At 73.5% G+C, this 15,095-nt stretch carries 12 protein-coding genes and 1 pseudogene; 3 read left to right on the top strand and 10 right to left on the bottom strand.

From position 1 onward, the window contains the following. Window positions 1-439, top strand: a pseudogene (locus ABD207_RS03020) (hypothetical protein); the annotation flags it as partial. A 38-nt stretch (window positions 440-477) separates the two neighbouring features. Here ABD207_RS03020 and ABD207_RS03025 read toward each other — a convergent pair. The 8 genes from ABD207_RS03025 to ABD207_RS03060 form a co-directional block, all read right to left on the bottom strand. Continuing rightward, window positions 478-1,296, bottom strand: coding sequence for a TrmH family RNA methyltransferase (locus ABD207_RS03025; RefSeq protein ID WP_344009827.1), 819 nt, complete (start codon window positions 1,294-1,296; stop codon window positions 478-480). A 64-nt stretch (window positions 1,297-1,360) separates the two neighbouring features. After that, window positions 1,361-2,593 carry a uroporphyrinogen-III C-methyltransferase gene (gene cobA, locus ABD207_RS03030; protein WP_344009829.1) on the bottom strand — a complete coding sequence of 411 codons (1,233 nt, stop codon included), beginning with the start codon at window positions 2,591-2,593 and terminating at the stop codon, window positions 1,361-1,363. Between the two features lie 230 nt (window positions 2,594-2,823). Continuing rightward, entirely contained in the window at window positions 2,824-7,416 is a 4,593-nt protein-coding gene (gene cobT, locus ABD207_RS03035; RefSeq protein ID WP_344009830.1) for a nicotinate-nucleotide--dimethylbenzimidazole phosphoribosyltransferase, read from the bottom strand. A 367-nt stretch (window positions 7,417-7,783) separates the two neighbouring features. Next, on the bottom strand, window positions 7,784-8,995 hold the full coding sequence (cbiE, locus tag ABD207_RS03040; RefSeq protein WP_344009831.1) for a precorrin-6y C5,15-methyltransferase (decarboxylating) subunit CbiE: 1,212 nt from the start codon (window positions 8,993-8,995) through the stop codon (window positions 7,784-7,786). Window positions 8,996-9,112: 117 nt separating this feature from the next. Beyond that, the gene (locus tag ABD207_RS03045) at window positions 9,113-9,751 is read right to left on the bottom strand and encodes a GNAT family N-acetyltransferase (protein WP_344009832.1); all 639 of its coding nucleotides are present in this window, start codon (window positions 9,749-9,751) and stop codon (window positions 9,113-9,115) included. Window positions 9,752-9,889: 138 nt separating this feature from the next. Beyond that, a complete protein-coding gene (locus ABD207_RS03050) occupies window positions 9,890-10,732 on the bottom strand; it encodes a MetQ/NlpA family ABC transporter substrate-binding protein (protein WP_344009833.1) in 843 nt (280 codons plus the stop codon). A gap of 90 nt (window positions 10,733-10,822) precedes the next feature. Further along, window positions 10,823-11,548, bottom strand: a complete 726-nt coding sequence (locus tag ABD207_RS03055) for a methionine ABC transporter permease (protein WP_344009835.1) — start codon at window positions 11,546-11,548, stop codon at window positions 10,823-10,825. After that, window positions 11,545-12,624, bottom strand: a complete 1,080-nt coding sequence (locus ABD207_RS03060; RefSeq protein ID WP_344009837.1) for a methionine ABC transporter ATP-binding protein — start codon at window positions 12,622-12,624, stop codon at window positions 11,545-11,547. Before ABD207_RS03060 ends, ABD207_RS03055 begins: the two co-directional genes overlap by 4 nt. Window positions 12,625-13,190: 566 nt before the next feature. Here ABD207_RS03060 and ABD207_RS03065 point away from each other — a divergent pair. Beyond that, a complete protein-coding gene (locus ABD207_RS03065) occupies window positions 13,191-13,550 on the top strand; it encodes a hypothetical protein (RefSeq protein WP_344009838.1) in 360 nt (119 codons plus the stop codon). Continuing rightward, entirely contained in the window at window positions 13,531-13,956 is a 426-nt protein-coding gene (locus ABD207_RS03070; RefSeq protein ID WP_344009839.1) for a hypothetical protein, read from the top strand. The genes ABD207_RS03065 and ABD207_RS03070 overlap by 20 nt, the downstream gene beginning before the upstream one ends. Before the next feature lie 87 nt (window positions 13,957-14,043). Here ABD207_RS03070 and ABD207_RS03075 read toward each other — a convergent pair whose 3' ends face one another. Beyond that, window positions 14,044-14,541: a GNAT family N-acetyltransferase gene (locus ABD207_RS03075; protein ID WP_344010057.1), complete on the bottom strand. Its 498-nt coding sequence runs from the start codon at window positions 14,539-14,541 to the stop codon at window positions 14,044-14,046. A gap of 57 nt (window positions 14,542-14,598) precedes the next feature. Further along, on the bottom strand, window positions 14,599-15,093 hold the full coding sequence (locus ABD207_RS03080; RefSeq protein ID WP_344009841.1) for an RNA polymerase sigma factor: 495 nt from the start codon (window positions 15,091-15,093) through the stop codon (window positions 14,599-14,601). Between the last annotated feature and the right edge of the window lie 2 nt (window positions 15,094-15,095).

Here is a 15,095-nt window from a genome sequence, read left to right on the forward strand (position 1 = left end):
CCCCGCGGCACGCGGCGGCGCCTCCGCGCGGAGCGGGACCGGCTCCCGCGACCGGACCCGGTCCCGCCCCTCCTCGCGCTCGACGCCCGCCTCCCGCAACCCGGCACGCGGATCCGCCGCCCGGAACGCCTCCCGCCCGGGCTCCGGCGCACGCCGGCCCGGCCCCCGCACGACGGGCGCCGGCCTGCGCCCGGCCAATCCGCGCCTGCTGCGGCAGCGGCTGTTCGTGTTCGTGGTGGTGACGCTGGTCGTCGCCCTCGGCATCGCCCTGGTGCAGGGCTGCCAGGGACCGGCGCGCGGACTGCCGCGGGAGGGCGACAACGTCGTACCGACGCAGCAGACACAGCAGGGGGACCAGGTCGACGGCGGCCCATGGCAGCCGGGCCTGGAGCCCCGGATGGCCGAGACGTACGTCTCGACGCTCGAGTGGGACGACTGAGTCCGGCCCCTCGAAGCCCCTGGACCTCGGGTACGCCCCTAGACCTGCGGCCGCCCCGTCGTCACCGCGTAGAACGCCACCGCGGCCGCCGCTCCCACGTTGAGCGAGTCGACGCCGTGCGACATCGGGATGCGGACCCACTCGTCGGCGGCGACCAGGGCCTGGGTGGACAGGCCGTCGCCCTCCGCGCCGAGCATCAGGGCCACCCGTTCCATCCGGTGGGGCGCCGCCTCGTCGAGCGGGCGGGCCTTCTCGTCGGGGGTGAGCGCGAGCAGGGTGAAGCCCGCCTCGCGGACCGACTCGAGCCCCTTGGGCCAGGTCTCAAGGCGGGCGTACGGCACGGAGAAGACCGCGCCCATGGAGACCTTGACGCTGCGCCGGTACAACGGGTCGGCGCAGTCCGGGGAGAGCAGGACGGCGTCCATGCCGAGGGCGGCGGCCGAGCGGAAGATGGCGCCGATGTTGGTGTGGTCGTTGACCGACTCCATGATGACGACGCGGCGCGCGGAGTGCAGCAGGTCGGCCGCGGCGGGCAGCGGCTTGCGCTGCATGGAGGCGAGGGCGCCGCGGTGCACGTGGTAGCCGGTGACCCGTTCGGCGAGTTCCGGGCTCACCGCGTAGACGGGTGCGGGCAGTTCGTCGATGACGTCGCGCATGACGTCGACCCACTTGGCCGAGAGCAGCATGGACCGCATCTCGTAACCGGCGTCCTTGGCGCGTCTGATGACCTTCTCGCCCTCGGCGATGAACAGGCCCTCGGCGGGCTCGCGTTTGCGGCGCAGCTCCACGTCGGTCAGGCCCGTGTAGTCGCGCAGACGCGGGTCGTCGGGGTCGTCGATGGTGATGAGGTCCGCCACGGGGGTGATACTGCCTTGTCCTGGTTGTGCTGCCAACGTCTGGGTTCGGTCGCGTTACCTCGGGTTACTCCGGGGCCGGGAGGCCGGCGTTGACCACGTCGCCGATGACGATGACGGCGGGCGGCCTGACCTCGCGTGCGACGACCGTCTCGGAGACGGTGGCCAGGGTGGCGTCGACGCGCCGCTGGGCGGCGGTGGTGCCTTCCTGCACCAGGGCGACCGGGGTGTCGGGGGACTTGCCGTGCTCGATCAGGGTCTCGGCGATCCGGCCGATCTTGTCGACGCCCATGAGGATCACCAGGGTGCCGGTGAGCTTGGCCAGCGAGGGCCAGTCGACCAGGGAGCGCTCGTCGTCGGGGGCGACATGCCCGCTGACCACGGTGAACTCGTGGGCGACCCCGCGGTGGGTGACGGGGATCCCGGCGGCGCCCGGCACGGAGATGGAGCTGGAGATGCCGGGGACCACGGTGCAGGGGATGCCGGCCTCGGTCAGGGCGTGCAGTTCCTCCATGCCGCGGCCGAAGACGTACGGGTCGCCGCCCTTGAGGCGCACCACCGACTTGCCCTGCTTGGCGTGCTCGATCAGCGCGTTGTTGATGGCCTCCTGGGCCATGTAGCGGCCGTAGGGGATCTTCGCTGCGTCGATGACCTCGACGTGCGGCGGCAGTTCGGCGAGCAGGTCGCGCGGGCCGAGGCGGTCGGCGATGACCACGTCGGCCTCGGCGAGCAGACGGCGGCCGCGGACGGTGATCAGGTCCGGGTCGCCGGGGCCACCGCCGACCAGGGCGACTCCGGGTGTGCGGGTGCGGTGGTGGGGGGCGACGAGGGTGCCGTCGCGCAGGCCCTCCACCACGGCGTCGCGGATGGCGGCGGTGTGCCGCGGGTCGCGGCCCTTGGCGTCGGTGGTGAGCACGGCGACCGTGACGCCCTCGCTGTGGCCGGTCGCCGGGGTCCAGGCGGTGGCCTGGTCGGCGTCGTCGGACCGGACGCACCAGACGCGGTTGCGCTCGGCCTCGGCCGAGGCGCGGGCGTTGGCCTCCTTGTCGCTGGTGGCGATCAGGGCGTACCAGGCGTCGGCGAGGTCGCCCTCGGCGTAGGGCCTTTTGAGCCAGGTGATCTCGCCGGCGTCCGCCATGGCCTCCACGGACGGGGTGACCTCGGGCGACACCAGGTGGATGTCCGCGCCCGCCGCGATCAGTGCGGGCAGGCGGCGCTGGGCGACCTGGCCCCCGCCGAGGACGACCACACGGCGGCCGGTGAGACGGAGGCCTACGGGGTAGGCGGGGTGTTCGGCCATGGCGGTTCGGCTCCTGGTGTGCGGCGCGGCGGGGCCCTGACGTGCGGATTTTACGGCGTTGGCGGGTGGGGCGGCGGGGGCGTCCGATGGCTGGGCACCACCCCGGCCGACTGCGCGGTCACAGCACAGCGGACGTACCCGCCCGCTCCGCCCGGTGGTGTGTGCGAAGCCGACCGGTGCCCGCGAAGGCGGCCATGAGCGGCCGGCTTCGCGGACACCTCTGCGGTCGGCTACTTCTCCGTGACGCCCGCCGAGTCGAACGTGGCCACCTCGTGCATCGCCCGGGCGGTGCTCTGGACCAGCGGGAGGGCGAGCAGCGCGCCGGTGCCCTCGCCGAGCCGGAGGTCCAGATCGACCAGGGGGCGCAGGCCCAGCTTGTTCAGGGCGGCCACATGGCCCGGTTCGGCGCTGCGGTGGCCGGCGATGCAGGCGGCCAGCACCTCGGGGGCGATCGCGCGGGCCACCAGGGCGGCGGCGCCGGCGCTGACGCCGTCGAGGATCACCGGCGTACGCAGCGAGGCGCCGCCGAGCAGCAGGCCGACGATGGCGGCGTGCTCCAGGCCGCCGATCGCGGCGAGGACGCCGATGGGGTCGGCCGGGTCGGGCTTGTGCAGTTCCAGGGCCCGGCGGACGACCTCGGTCTTGCGGGCGAGGGTCTCGTCGTTGATGCCGGTGCCGCGGCCGGTGACCTCCGCCGGGTCCGCTCCGGTGAAGACGGAGATCAGCGCCGCGGAGGCGGTGGTGTTGGCGATGCCCATCTCACCGGTGAGCAGCGCCTTGTTGCCGGCGGCGACCAGGTCGCGGGCGGTCTCGATGCCGACCTCGATGGCCTGCTTGGCCTCCTCGCGGGACATCGCCGGGCCGGTGGTCATGTCGGAGGTTCCGGGGCGGACCTTGCGCGGCAGCAGGCCGGGGGTGGCGGGCAGGTCGCCGGCGACGCCGACGTCGACGACGCAGACCTCGGCCCCGACCTGGGTGGCGAAGGCGTTGCAGACCGCTCCCCCGCCGAGGAAGTTGGCCACCATCTGTGCGGTGACCTCCTGCGGCCAGGGGGTGACGCCCTGGGCGTGCACGCCGTGGTCCCCGGCGAAGATCGCGACGGCCGCGGGCTCGGGGATCGGCGGCGGGCACTGGCGGGACAGGCCGGACAGCTGGGCGGAGATGATCTCCAGCATGCCGAGCGCGCCGGCCGGCTTGGTCATCCGCTTCTGCCGCTCCCAGGCCTCGCCGAGCGCCTTGGCGTCCAGCGGGCGGATCTGGGCGACGGTCTCGGCGAGCAGGTCGTGCGGCTCCTCGCCCGGCAGGGCCCGGCGGCCGTACGTCTCCTCGTGCACCACCCAGGACAGCGGGCGGCGCTTGGACCAGCCGGCCTGCATCAGCTCGGGCTCGTCGGGGAATTCGTCGACGTACCCGACGCACAGGTAGGCGACGACCTCCAGGTGCTCGGGCAGGCCGAGGGCGCGGACCATCTCGCGCTCGTCGAAGAAGCTGACCCAGCCGACGCCGAGGCCCTCGGCGCGCGCGGCGAGCCAGAGGTTCTCCACGGCGAGCGCGGAGGAGTACGGCGCCATCTGCGGCTGGGTGTGCCGGCCGAGGGTGTGGCGGCCGCCGCGGGTCGGGTCGGCGGTGACGACGATGTTGACCGGGGTGTCGAGGATGGCCTCGATCTTCAGTTCCTTGAACTGCTTCGCACGGCCCTTGGGCAGGGACTTGGCGTAGGCCTCGCGCTGGCGCATGGCCAGTTCGTGCATCGCGCGCCGGGTCTCGGCGGAGCGGATCACGACGAAGTCCCAGGGCTGCGAGTGCCCGACGGACGGGGCGGTGTGGGCGGCCTCCAGGACGCGGAGCAGCACCTCGTGCGGGATGGGGTCGCTGCGGAAGCCGTTGCGGATGTCCCGGCGCTCCCGCATCACCTTGAGCACGGCCTCGCGCTCGGCCTCGTCGTAGGCGGGTGCGGGCGGGGACGCGGGCCGGGCCGTCTCCGCCTCGGGGGCGCTCTCCGCCTCGGGGGCGCTCCCCTCCTCTGCGGACGGGGCCGGCTCCTCCGCGGACCGGACCTGCTCCTCAGCAGGCTGTCCCTGCTTGTCGGCGGCCGGTCCCTGGACCTCGGCGTCCTGTCCCTGCTCCCCGGCGGTCCTGGCCTGCGCTTCGGAAGGCTGAGCCTGTTCCTGGGCGGGCCGGGCCTCGTCGGCTCCGGCGCCCCGGGTGTCCAGATCGTCCGCGCTCTGCGCCACGTCGGGTGCCGGCTCCTGGGGAGTCTCCGGCATACGGGGGGCGGGAACGGAGGGCGCGGGCTGCTCGTCGGCGGGCAGCGTCAGGGGCTGCGGCGGAGTCGGCGCGAGGTGCGGCGGCGTCGGAACGGAGCCCTCGACGGGGACGAACTGGCCGATGGGCTGGTCCGGCTGGGGCTCCCCGGTGACGGTGCCGGGGATGACGGCCGAGGGGGCCTCGGCGGCCGGCGCCGGCTCGCTCGTCTCGCCCGCGGGGCTCGCCGGTACGCCGGGAGCGGGGTCGGCGGGCGGAGCGGCGGGGGTCTGCTGCGGTCCCTGGACGGGGTGTTCCGTCTGCGCCTGCTGGGCGGCGGGGTCGGCCGCGGGCGTCTCCGGCTCGGGTGCGGGCACCGTGGCGGTCCCTTCTGCCTCCTCGGTGGTGACCGGGACGGCGGTGGGGGTCGGTCCGCCGGCCTGCTCAGCATCGGTGGTGCCGAGGGCCTGCGGCTGTACGGCGTCGTCTCCGGCGGACACGGCCTGGGCCGCTCCGGGGGTTTCCGGAGACTCGGGGGTCTCGGGGACGTCGGGGGTCTGAGAGGGGTCGGGGGCGGCAGCGGTGGGGGCGGCGCTCGTTTCGGCCGGCTGGGCTGCCGCGGCGGGTTCCCGCGGGGTGTCCGTCGTCGGGACCTGCTCCGCCGGGGCGGAGGCAGGCGTGCCCTCGGTGTCGCCGGTGGCACCGGCCGGTTCGGGTGCGGAGGTCTCCGCGGGGGCCTCCGTGGCCCCGGCGGGCGCGGAGTGCCCAGCACCCTCGGGTGCGGTCTGCTCGCCGTCCGTCCCGGGCCCGGCCTCGGCGGGCTGGTCGGCCACGGCATCCGACGAGTTGTCACCGGCAGGGGCGACTTCCACGTTCCCGGTGTCGCCGGAGGGCGGCTGCTCGGAGGCAGAGTCGGCGGCGGGCGCGTCCTGCGCCGCCTGCGCCTCGCCGGTGCCGCCGGTCGCCGTGGCCGCGCCGTCCGCCGGAGCGGCTTCGGGGTGCGCCTGCCCGGCCGCCGTCTGCCCGGCCGCCGTCTGCCCGGCCGCCGTCTGCCCGGTGACGCGGGCGATGGCGGCCTGGGCCGCTCCCGCAGGCCCGGCAGCCGGAATAACCGTTTCCGCAGCGGGTGCCCCTGAGGGCACCGTGGCCTGCCCGCCCCAGGGCGCCGCCGACTGCGGAGCAGCCTCGGGGGCCTGCGGAACGTCCAGGTACTCGGGGCCGAGCGTGGGCGGACCCGGCTGGCGTACCGGTGTCTGGGCGGGGCCGCGGTCGGCGAGCGAACGGACCGGGCTGGCGGAGGTGTCGGGGATCGGCGGGCCGAGGTGCAGCGGCCGCCGGGAAGGCGGTGTCGGGGCGGTCCGTGCCTGCGCTGCGGCGGCCCGCCCGCGCGGGGCGGCACCCTCCGCCCCGGCCTTCGCTGCGGCCTCGTTCCGGGCCGCGCCGGCCTGGGCACCCGCCTGCTCCTGAGCGGCCGAGCCGTCCTGCGGCGCCTCCCCCGCACCGGCAACGGCCTGCGCCTGCGCCTGCCCGGCGCCCTCGTTCTGGGAGGCGGCCGGTGCTGCGGCTTCCTGAGGCGTGGCAACGGCAGCGGCGGCAGCCTGCGCTGCTGCCTCGTCCCCAGGCGCAGCCTGCTCCGCCGCGCCCTTGTCCTCCTGCGGCACGGCTCCCGCACCCGGAGCGACCTGATCCGGCACGACCTGTTCCAAGACGACCTGATCCGGCGCGGCCTGCGCCTGCCCGGCGCCCTCGCTGCCGGGGGCGGTCGGCTCCGCCGGAGCCGCAGCCTCCGGAGCCGCGTGCCCACCCTGAACGGCAGCCTGCGCGGCGGCCTCGTCCTGCGGCCCCGTCTGCTCACCCGGAGCCACGCCCGCCGCATCATCCTGCGGCAGCACACCCGCAGCGGCGGCGGCCCTCGCCTGGGCCAGCGCGGCAGCCTCGTCCTGGGACATCATCTGCTCCCCCGGGATCTGCTCGCCCGGGACGGGGCCCGCCAGGCCGTCCTGCGGCACCGGCGCTCCATGCGCCGCGTGCTGTCCCTGCGGAGCAAACCCCTCCGGCGCCGGAGCGCCCTGGTGTCCGCCCTGCCCCGCCGTGACCGCCGCCTGCTGGTCCGCGAACTGGTCCGCGAAGCCTGCCGGCTGCCCCTCGGAGCCCGCCGGCAGGCCTGCCGTGCCGCCCGCCGGGTGGTCCTCGTGTCCGGCCGGCCGGTTCTGGAAAGCGGCCTGCTGTTCCTCGTACCGCACGGGCTGCTCCTCGTGTGGACCGTGGTGTTCCTCGGGGGTCGCATGGGCGGCGGAGTGCGGCAGGCGGGCGGCGCCGAGGTCGAGGGAGCCGCTGTCGCGACCGGAGAGCTCGTGGGGGCCCGGAGCGTGCACGGTCTCGACGAGCGGCTCGGGGGCGGGCGGCGGGACCTCGTTGCCCCAGGCGCCCGCCGCGCCCGGCAGCAGCAGGTCTTCGTCGTACTCGGCGGAGGTCGCGGAGAGGTAGGTGTACGCGCCGGGCGCGGCGACGCCCTGCTGGTCCACCCTGCCTGAATTCTCCGGCAGTCCCTCGCCCGGGACCTGGCCGGTGTCGGTCATGCGTACCCCTCGCCCATCGGTAATGCTCCTACGACCAGCTCACCCGGAACGGCGCACCGACCGCCCCACACTGAAGAACGAGCGTGCGTCCCCAGCGGCACGAACGGCCCGCCCGAAAAAGGCGACAAAGCCATTCACTGGCATTGTCGCGGCGGGACGGCCTTCGCGTCAGCTTGATCGGCGACGCTTCCGCTGTGGACTGCGCCACGTTGCGCCTCCTCCGGTTCCGCCGTACCACTACCCACCCCAAAACGGGCGCGGTATCGGGACATTGGACGACGAAGCGCCGGTGCCCGAGCGCGGTACAACGATCGGCCAGCCTACCGCGCGCGGTACGACAACCCGATCACGGGGACGGCGTCACCGGTCAGGTCTCGCGGGGCGGCAGCACGCCGCTGAGCAGGAACGCGACGCTGCGCTCCTTCTCCGTCCAGGCACGGGTGTCGAGTTCGACGGACTGCAGCAGGGCGCACTCGACGCGGTAGCCGTGCTCGGTGAGGTCGCGGCCGATGAGTTCGGCCGCGTCGCGGGTGGCGGCGTGGGCGACGATGCGCTGGGGGCGGCGGTCGGCGACGGCGGAGACCACGGCCGCTCCCCCGCCGCCGACGCGGACGACGTCGGGTTCGGGGAGGTTCTCCAGGACCTGCGGGGCGGTGCCGTGCACGACCTGGAGCTGGACGCCGTGGCGGCGGGCGGTGGCGTGGGTGCGGGCGCAGGCCTGTGGGTCGTGGTCGACGGCGATGACGGCCGCGCCGGCGCGGGCGGCCTCGGTGGCGAAGGCGCCGCTGCCGCAGCCGATGTCCCACACCAGGTCGCCCACGCGCGGTCCGAGGCGGGCGAGTTGGGCGGTGCGCAGCGGGTCGCGTTCGCCCTCGCCGAGGTCGCCGCCGTAGGCCTCGGCGGGCTGTGTCCAGCCGCGCGGGCCGGCGGAGGGGTCGCGTCCGGCGATCCAGCTGCCGGACTCCCCGGCGCCCACCGGGCCCCCGATGACCACCACGACGTTGGGGTCGCGCCAGGTGTGGTCGGCGGCCTTGTCGGAGGTGACGACCGTGACCTGCTCGCGTTCGGTGCCGAGTTCCTCGCAGATGACGAAGGTGCGGTGGACGCCGTCCAGGAGCAGGCCGAGTTCGGCGGGTCCCGCGCCGGGTGAGGTGAGGACGGCCACCTTGGTGTGGGCGCGGCACACATTCACCGCGCGTCGCAGGGTGCGAGGGTGTGCGACGACCACTTGGGCGTCGTCCCAGGGCATGCCCGCGCGAGCGAAGGCGGCGGCCACCGAGGAGACGGCGGGGACGACCTCGACCTCCAGGCCGTACTCCGGCGCGCGCAGGGTGCGCACGACGCCGAAGAAGCCGGGGTCGCCGTCGGCGAGGACCACGGCGGTGCCGCGGTGGGCGGCGATGCGCCGGGCGGCGAGGGCGACGGAGCCGAGCCGGATGCGCTCGGCACCGGGGGGCACCTCGGGCAGCGCCAGATGGTGGGCGGCGCCCGCCACCAGGGTGGCGGCGCTCAGCGCGGCGCGTGCCGCGGCGGTCAGCGGCGAACCGTCCCAGCCGATCACCGTGACCCGGTCGGCCATCGTCGTCTGTCTCCAGGGGTTTGTGCAGGTCGTCGGCGGCTGTCGCCGCTCGCGGGCAGGCTTGGTGAGCGTACCCGGTGCGGCCGCGGCGGGCCGCGCCGGTATCCGATGAGGGGGTCAGTTCCAGTCGGGGTAGACGGTGAACTGGCCCGTGTCGGCGAGCGGTCCGTCGGCGCCCTCGATGTCCTCGGGGAGCAGGCTCCACACGATGTAGTCGGTGCGCACGTCGGTCCAGGTGCCGTCGTCGGCGCGCACATGCGCTATGCAGGCGCCGCGCAGGACGCCCTCGCTGATACAGCCGATCTTCTGGGCCACCTGCTGGCCCGCGGTGTTGTCGGCGGCGGTGCGCAGCTCGATCCGTTCGAACTTCTGGTCGCCGAAGAGCCACTGGGCGGTGGCGAGGGCGGCCTCGGAGGCGTATCCCTCGCCGCGAGCCCAGGGGGCGATGACGTACGACATCTCGGTTGACCGCACGTGCCAGTCGGTCTTGGCGAGCTGGACGACGCCGACCAGGCGCTGGGTGAGGAACTCGGTGACGGCGAGGTCGAGGCCGTGTCCGTTCTCCCGCTTGCCGGGGGCGAGCTCGGTGATCCAGGTGCGGGCGAGGTCCTCGGTGTAGGGCTGCGGGACGTCGGTCCAGGCGGCGACCTGCTCGTCGTTCATCATCTCGGCCAGCGCCGGGACGTCATCCTCGTCGAGGGGACGCAGCACCAACCGCTCCGTGCTGATGGAGATGTTGGGGAAGGTGCTCGTCATGCGCCGCTCCGTAACCTTCGTGTCCGTCGGGTGCTGCTGAACTGCCCAGCATGCAGCATGAAAGCACTGAATCGCACCGCGGGGCCCACTCCGTGTGGCGGAGTGGACCCCGTGGGTGGTCATCGGGTGCCGGCGGGCTCAGAACGCGGCGACCACGGACCCGGCGTACTTCTTCTCGATGAACTTCTTCACCTCGGGCGAGGTGAGCAGCTTGGCGAGCTTCTTCACGCGCGGGTCGTCCTCGTTGCCCTTCTTCACGGCGAGGAAGTTGCCGTACGGGTTGCCCTTGGGCGACTCGGCGGCGATGGCGTCCTCGGCGGGGCTGAGGTCGGCCTCCAGGGCGTAGTTGCCGTTGATCACGGCGGCGTCGACGTCACCGAGGGAGCGCGGCAGCTGGGCGGCCTCCAGCTCCTTGAACTTCAGGTTCTTGGGGTTGGCGGCGATGTCCTTGGGGGTCGCGTCGTAGCCGGCGCCCTTCTTGAGCTTGAGCACGCCGCTGGCCTCCAGCAGCTTCAGCGCGCGGGCCTCGTTGGTGGTGTCGTTGGGCAGGGCGATGGTGGCGCCCTTGCCGAGGTCCGCGAGCTTCTTGACGCCCTTGGAGTAGACGCCGAGCGGCTCCAGGTGCACGGTGGCGCCGGGCACGGCGACGATCTCGGTGCCGTTCTTCTTGTTGAAGTCGTCCAGGTACGGCTGGTGCTGGAAGTAGTTGGCGTCCACCTCGCCCTGCTGCACGGCCGTGTTCGGGGTCACGTAGTCGGTGAACTCCTTCACCTCGAGTTCGAGGCCGGCCTTCTTGGCGAGGTTGTCCTTGACGTAGGTGAGGATCTCGCCCTGCGGGGTGGGGGTGGCGGCGACGGTCAGCGGGGCCTTGGTGTCGGCGGCGCCGGAGCCCGTGCCCTTGTCCGAGCCGCAGGCGGTGAGCCCGAGGGTGAGGGCTCCGGCAGCGAGGACGGCGGTGGTGATCTTGGTGGTGTTACGCACGAAAAGTGCCTTTCCTTCTGGTGGTGCGACCCCGGCCCAGGGTGTGGCGGGGAGTTTCCGGGATGACCTGGATGGTCTTTCGGTGGTGGTCTAGACGGTCTCGGTGGTGGGGGCGGACGCCTTCAGCAGGCGCAGCCTCGGTGCCGCGCCGGACCGGCCGCCGCGGCGGTGCAGGGACCGGGCGGCGAGGTCGCCGGCGAACTGGATCAGGGAGATCACGACGGCGAGGATGGCGACGGTGATCCACATCAGTTCGGTCTCGAAGCGCTGGTAGCCGTAGCGGATGGCGATGTCGCCGAGTCCGCCGGCGCCTACCGTGCCGGCCATGGCGGTGTAGCCGATGAGGGCGACGATCGTGGTCGTGGTGCTGGCGATGAGGGAGGGCAGGGCCTCGGGGACGAGCACCTTGCGGACGATGGTCCAGGTGTTGCCGCCCATCGACTGCACGGCCTCGACGAGCCCGCCGTCCACTTCCCGGACGGCCGTCTCGACCAGGCGCGCGAAGAAGGGGATGGCGCCGATGGCGAGCGGCACGATGGCGGCGTCGCGGCCGATCGTCGTCCCGGTCACCCAGCGGGTGAAGCCCATCAGCGCGACCATCAGGATGATGAACGGCATCGAACGGGCGACGTTCACGATCTGCCCGATGACCTTGTTGGCCACCACGTTCTGCAGCAGCCCGCCGCGCTCGGTGAGGACGAGCAGGATGCCGAGCGGCAGGCCGCCGACGACGGCGATGACGGTGGACCAGCCGACCATGTAGAGGGTGTCCCAACAGGCCTGGGACAGCAGGGGCTGCATCTCGTTCCAGGTCACAGCCGGGCGCCTTCCTTCACGAGAGCGGACGCGGGTTCCTTCGGCGACGGCGCGGGCTGCGGGCCGGCGGGCTCCCCGTGCAGGACGTCGATCTGCAGGCCCTTCTCGCGCAGGAAGCCGATCGGCACGACGTTGTCCTCGTAGCGGCCGGGCAGTTCGATGCGCATCCGGCCGATCTGGAGGCCGCCGACGGTGTCGATGGCGGCACCGAGAATCGATATGTCGATGTTGTAGGTGCGGGAGAGCTGGGAGATCACCGGCTGGGTGGCGCTCTCGCCGTGGAAGGTGACGTCGATGACCGTGCGGTCCTCGGCGGAGGCGTCGCCGCCGACCGGGAAGAGCGCGGAGGCCAGCTGGGAGCCGGGGGTGGCCAGCAGGTCGCTGACCGTGCCGGACTCGACGATCCGGCCCCGCTCCATGAGCGCGGCGGAGTCGCAGATCGACTTCACCACGTCCATCTCGTGGGTGATGAGCAGGACGGTCAGGCCGAGCTGCCGGTTGAGGTCGCGCAGCAGCTGCAGGATGGAGCGGGTGGTCTCCGGGTCCAGGGCGCTGGTGGCCTCGTCGGAGAGCAGCACCTTGGGGTCGCCGGCCAGGGCGCGGGCGATACCGACGCGCTGCTTCTGGCCGCCGGAGAGCTGGGCCGGGTAGGCCTTGGCCTTGTCGGCGAGGCCTACCAGGTCGAGCAGCTCCAGCGCCTTGGCGGAACGTTCCTTCCCCGACTTGCCGAGGATCTCCAGCGGCAGCTCGACGTTGTCCTGCACGGTCCGCGACGACAGCAGGTTGAAGTGCTGGAAGACCATGCCGATCCGGCTGCGCGCCCGCCGCAGCTCCCGGCCGGCCCGGGGACCGCGGCCGGCCAGGGCGGTGAGGTCCTGCCCGGCGACGGTCACGGTGCCGGAGGTGGGGCGCTCCAGCAGGTTGATGCAGCGGATGAGGGAGGACTTGCCGGCGCCGGACTGGCCGATGACGCCGTAGACCTCGCCTTCGCGGACGTGGAGGTCGACGCCGTCCAGGGCGGTGACCTCGCGGCCGCGCGAGCGGTAGACCTTGGTCAGGCCCGAGGTGGTGATCACGTGGGTTTCCGTCACTGTCGTGTGCGCGGCGCGGGATGGGCGCCGGGCACGTGGCGATCAGGGTCGAAGGCAGCCGGGCGCGGTGCCGCCCGCCGCGGGCACGGCTGAGGGCCGGCCGGGGCTGGGAGGCGTGGCGCGCGGGGCGTGGCTCAGTCGCGCATGCGGGGCACGCGGGCGGACATGAGCGGGCTCTCGCTTCGGGGCGCGAGGCTCAGATGGTGCAGGGGCCCTCTAGAAGGCGCACATTCGGCGCGGGCACAGACAACGAGCACCGGGCGTCATCGTCGCCTCGGTCGCAGGGATGCGGTCGCTCGTCGTGGTCATGCGATCAGTAAAGCAGACGTTCGCTGCTGACCGGACATGCGTGTCCGAATGCTGGACATGCGTGGACACCCGCGGCGGCCCGCGGGAGCCGCGGAACCGCCCCGGTGACCAGCGCGAACGGGGCCGCCCGGAAGTGGAGGGACCGGGGCACGGACCGGCGGCCGCCGCACCCCGTGTGGTCAAGACCACGGCGGCAGGGGCGGGCGACAAGCACGGATTCCGGACGTAATAAGGTCGCTGCCATGCTTGATGTCCTGACGCTGGTGACCGGCGTCGCCGCGCTGCTGCTGGCCGCCTGGTGCGGCTGGGCCGCGTACCGCGATCAGCCGACGAAGGACTGGCACTTCATCGGCATGGCCGTGGTGACCCTGCTGGCGCTGGTGCAGCTCGTCGTCGGGATCGTGCAGCTGGCCCGGGGAGAGAAGCCGGAGCAGGGCACCACGATCTTCGTGGCCTATCTGGTGGGCTCGCTGGCGTGTGTGCCGGCGGCCGCGTTCATGTCACTGGCCGAGCGCACGCGCTGGGGGTCGGTGACGGTCGCCGCCGCCGGTGTGGTGCTGGCCGTGCTGGAGGTGCGCCTCTATGACATCTGGGGAGGCTGAGGTGCCCGCGAAGCGGCTGACCGGCGGCCCCGGGCTGCTCCTGGTGTGGCTGTACGGCGTGATGGTCGTCGGGGCGGTGTCGCGCTCGGCGTACCAGATCGCCACGGAGTTCGACCGGGCGCCGCTCGCCTACTCGCTGTCCGCGCTGGCCGGTGTGGTGTACGGCTTCATCACCTACACCCTGGTACGGGGCGGGGAGACGGCCCGGCGGGCCGCGCTGGTGTGCTGCGCGGCGGAGCTGGTGGGTGTGCTCACGGTCGGGACGTGGACGCTGGTGGATCCGTCCGCCTTCCCCGACGCGACGGTGTGGTCGGACTACGGGATGGGGTACCTGTTCATCCCGGTGCTGCTGCCGGTGTCCGCCATCTACTGGCTGCGCAGGGCACGGGAACGACAGGCCGCCTGACGAAGGCCAGGCGGCCTGGGTCCGTTTCGGGCAGCCGCCCAGGTCTGCCTCCGCTGACGGGAGGTCACACCGGCGGCCGGTGCAGGGTCACGCGGTCGTCGCGTAGGACTCCGCCTTCTTCTCCAGGACGATCATCGGGACGCCGTCCGAGCCCTGGGAGGTGCCGACCCGCTGGTAGCCGACCCTGCTGTAGAGGCGGAGGTTGCCCTCGCTGCGGTGGCCGGCCTCCAGGCGGAAGGTCTTGGCGCCGCGCTCCTCGGCGAGCGCCGCCTCGGCCGCCTTGAGCAGCCGGGCACCGATGCCGTGCCCCTGGAGACGGGGGTGGACGCAGAGCTTGCCGATGGCGGCGGTGCCGTCCTCGGTGATCCTGCCGCGGACCGAGCCGACCACCTCGTCCCCGAGGCGGGCGACGAAGACGCAGTCCTCGGCGACCTCCTGACGGACCGAGTCCAGGGACTGGACGAGCGGGGCGATGCGGTAGTTGCCGTAGAGCGCCGCCTCACTCTGGAAGCACAGGTACTGCAACCTGAAGATCTGCTCCGCGTCCTGCTCGGCCGCCGCAGAGATGGTCACGCTCATGCCCATGTGCGCACGCCTCCCGCTCACCTGATCACCTGTTGTCCCTCACTCCTATCCCCGTCCTCAGCGGGCCGCAACCTCCGGTGTGAGCAAACGACGCAGACATCCCAGGCATCTGGAACGTTCCGGGCCGAGACTGCCTTGTGAGATACCCAACTCCCCCGCGATTTCCCGGTATGTCGGGTCGTCGGGCGACAGCAGGGCCTCCATCAGGCGGGGGCAGCGGCCGGGCAGCCGGCGCACCGCGTCGCGCAGCGCGCGGCGGCGGGCCGCGGCGAGGGCGAGGAATTCGGGGGCGTGCCGGGCGTCGGCCGCGGGGTCACGGGTGAGCGGTGTCTCGTGGCGCGCCGCGCGCCTGCTGAGGCGGGCCTCGGCGCGGACCGCCCGGCGCAGCCAGCCCGGCGGATCGCGGGGCGGGTCCTCGGCGTCGAGGCGTTCCAGGAGGCGGAGCCAGACCGCCTGTTCCAGATCGGCGGGTTCGGTCCCGGCCGCGTACGCCTCGGCGGAGGCCTCCGCGGTGAGCAGCGGACCCAGCGCGGTGACCAGCTCGTGCGTCATGT

The organism is Streptomyces thermospinosisporus (assembly GCF_039526425.1).
GTDB classification, from domain to species: Bacteria; Actinomycetota; Actinomycetes; order Streptomycetales; family Streptomycetaceae; genus Streptomyces; species Streptomyces thermocarboxydovorans.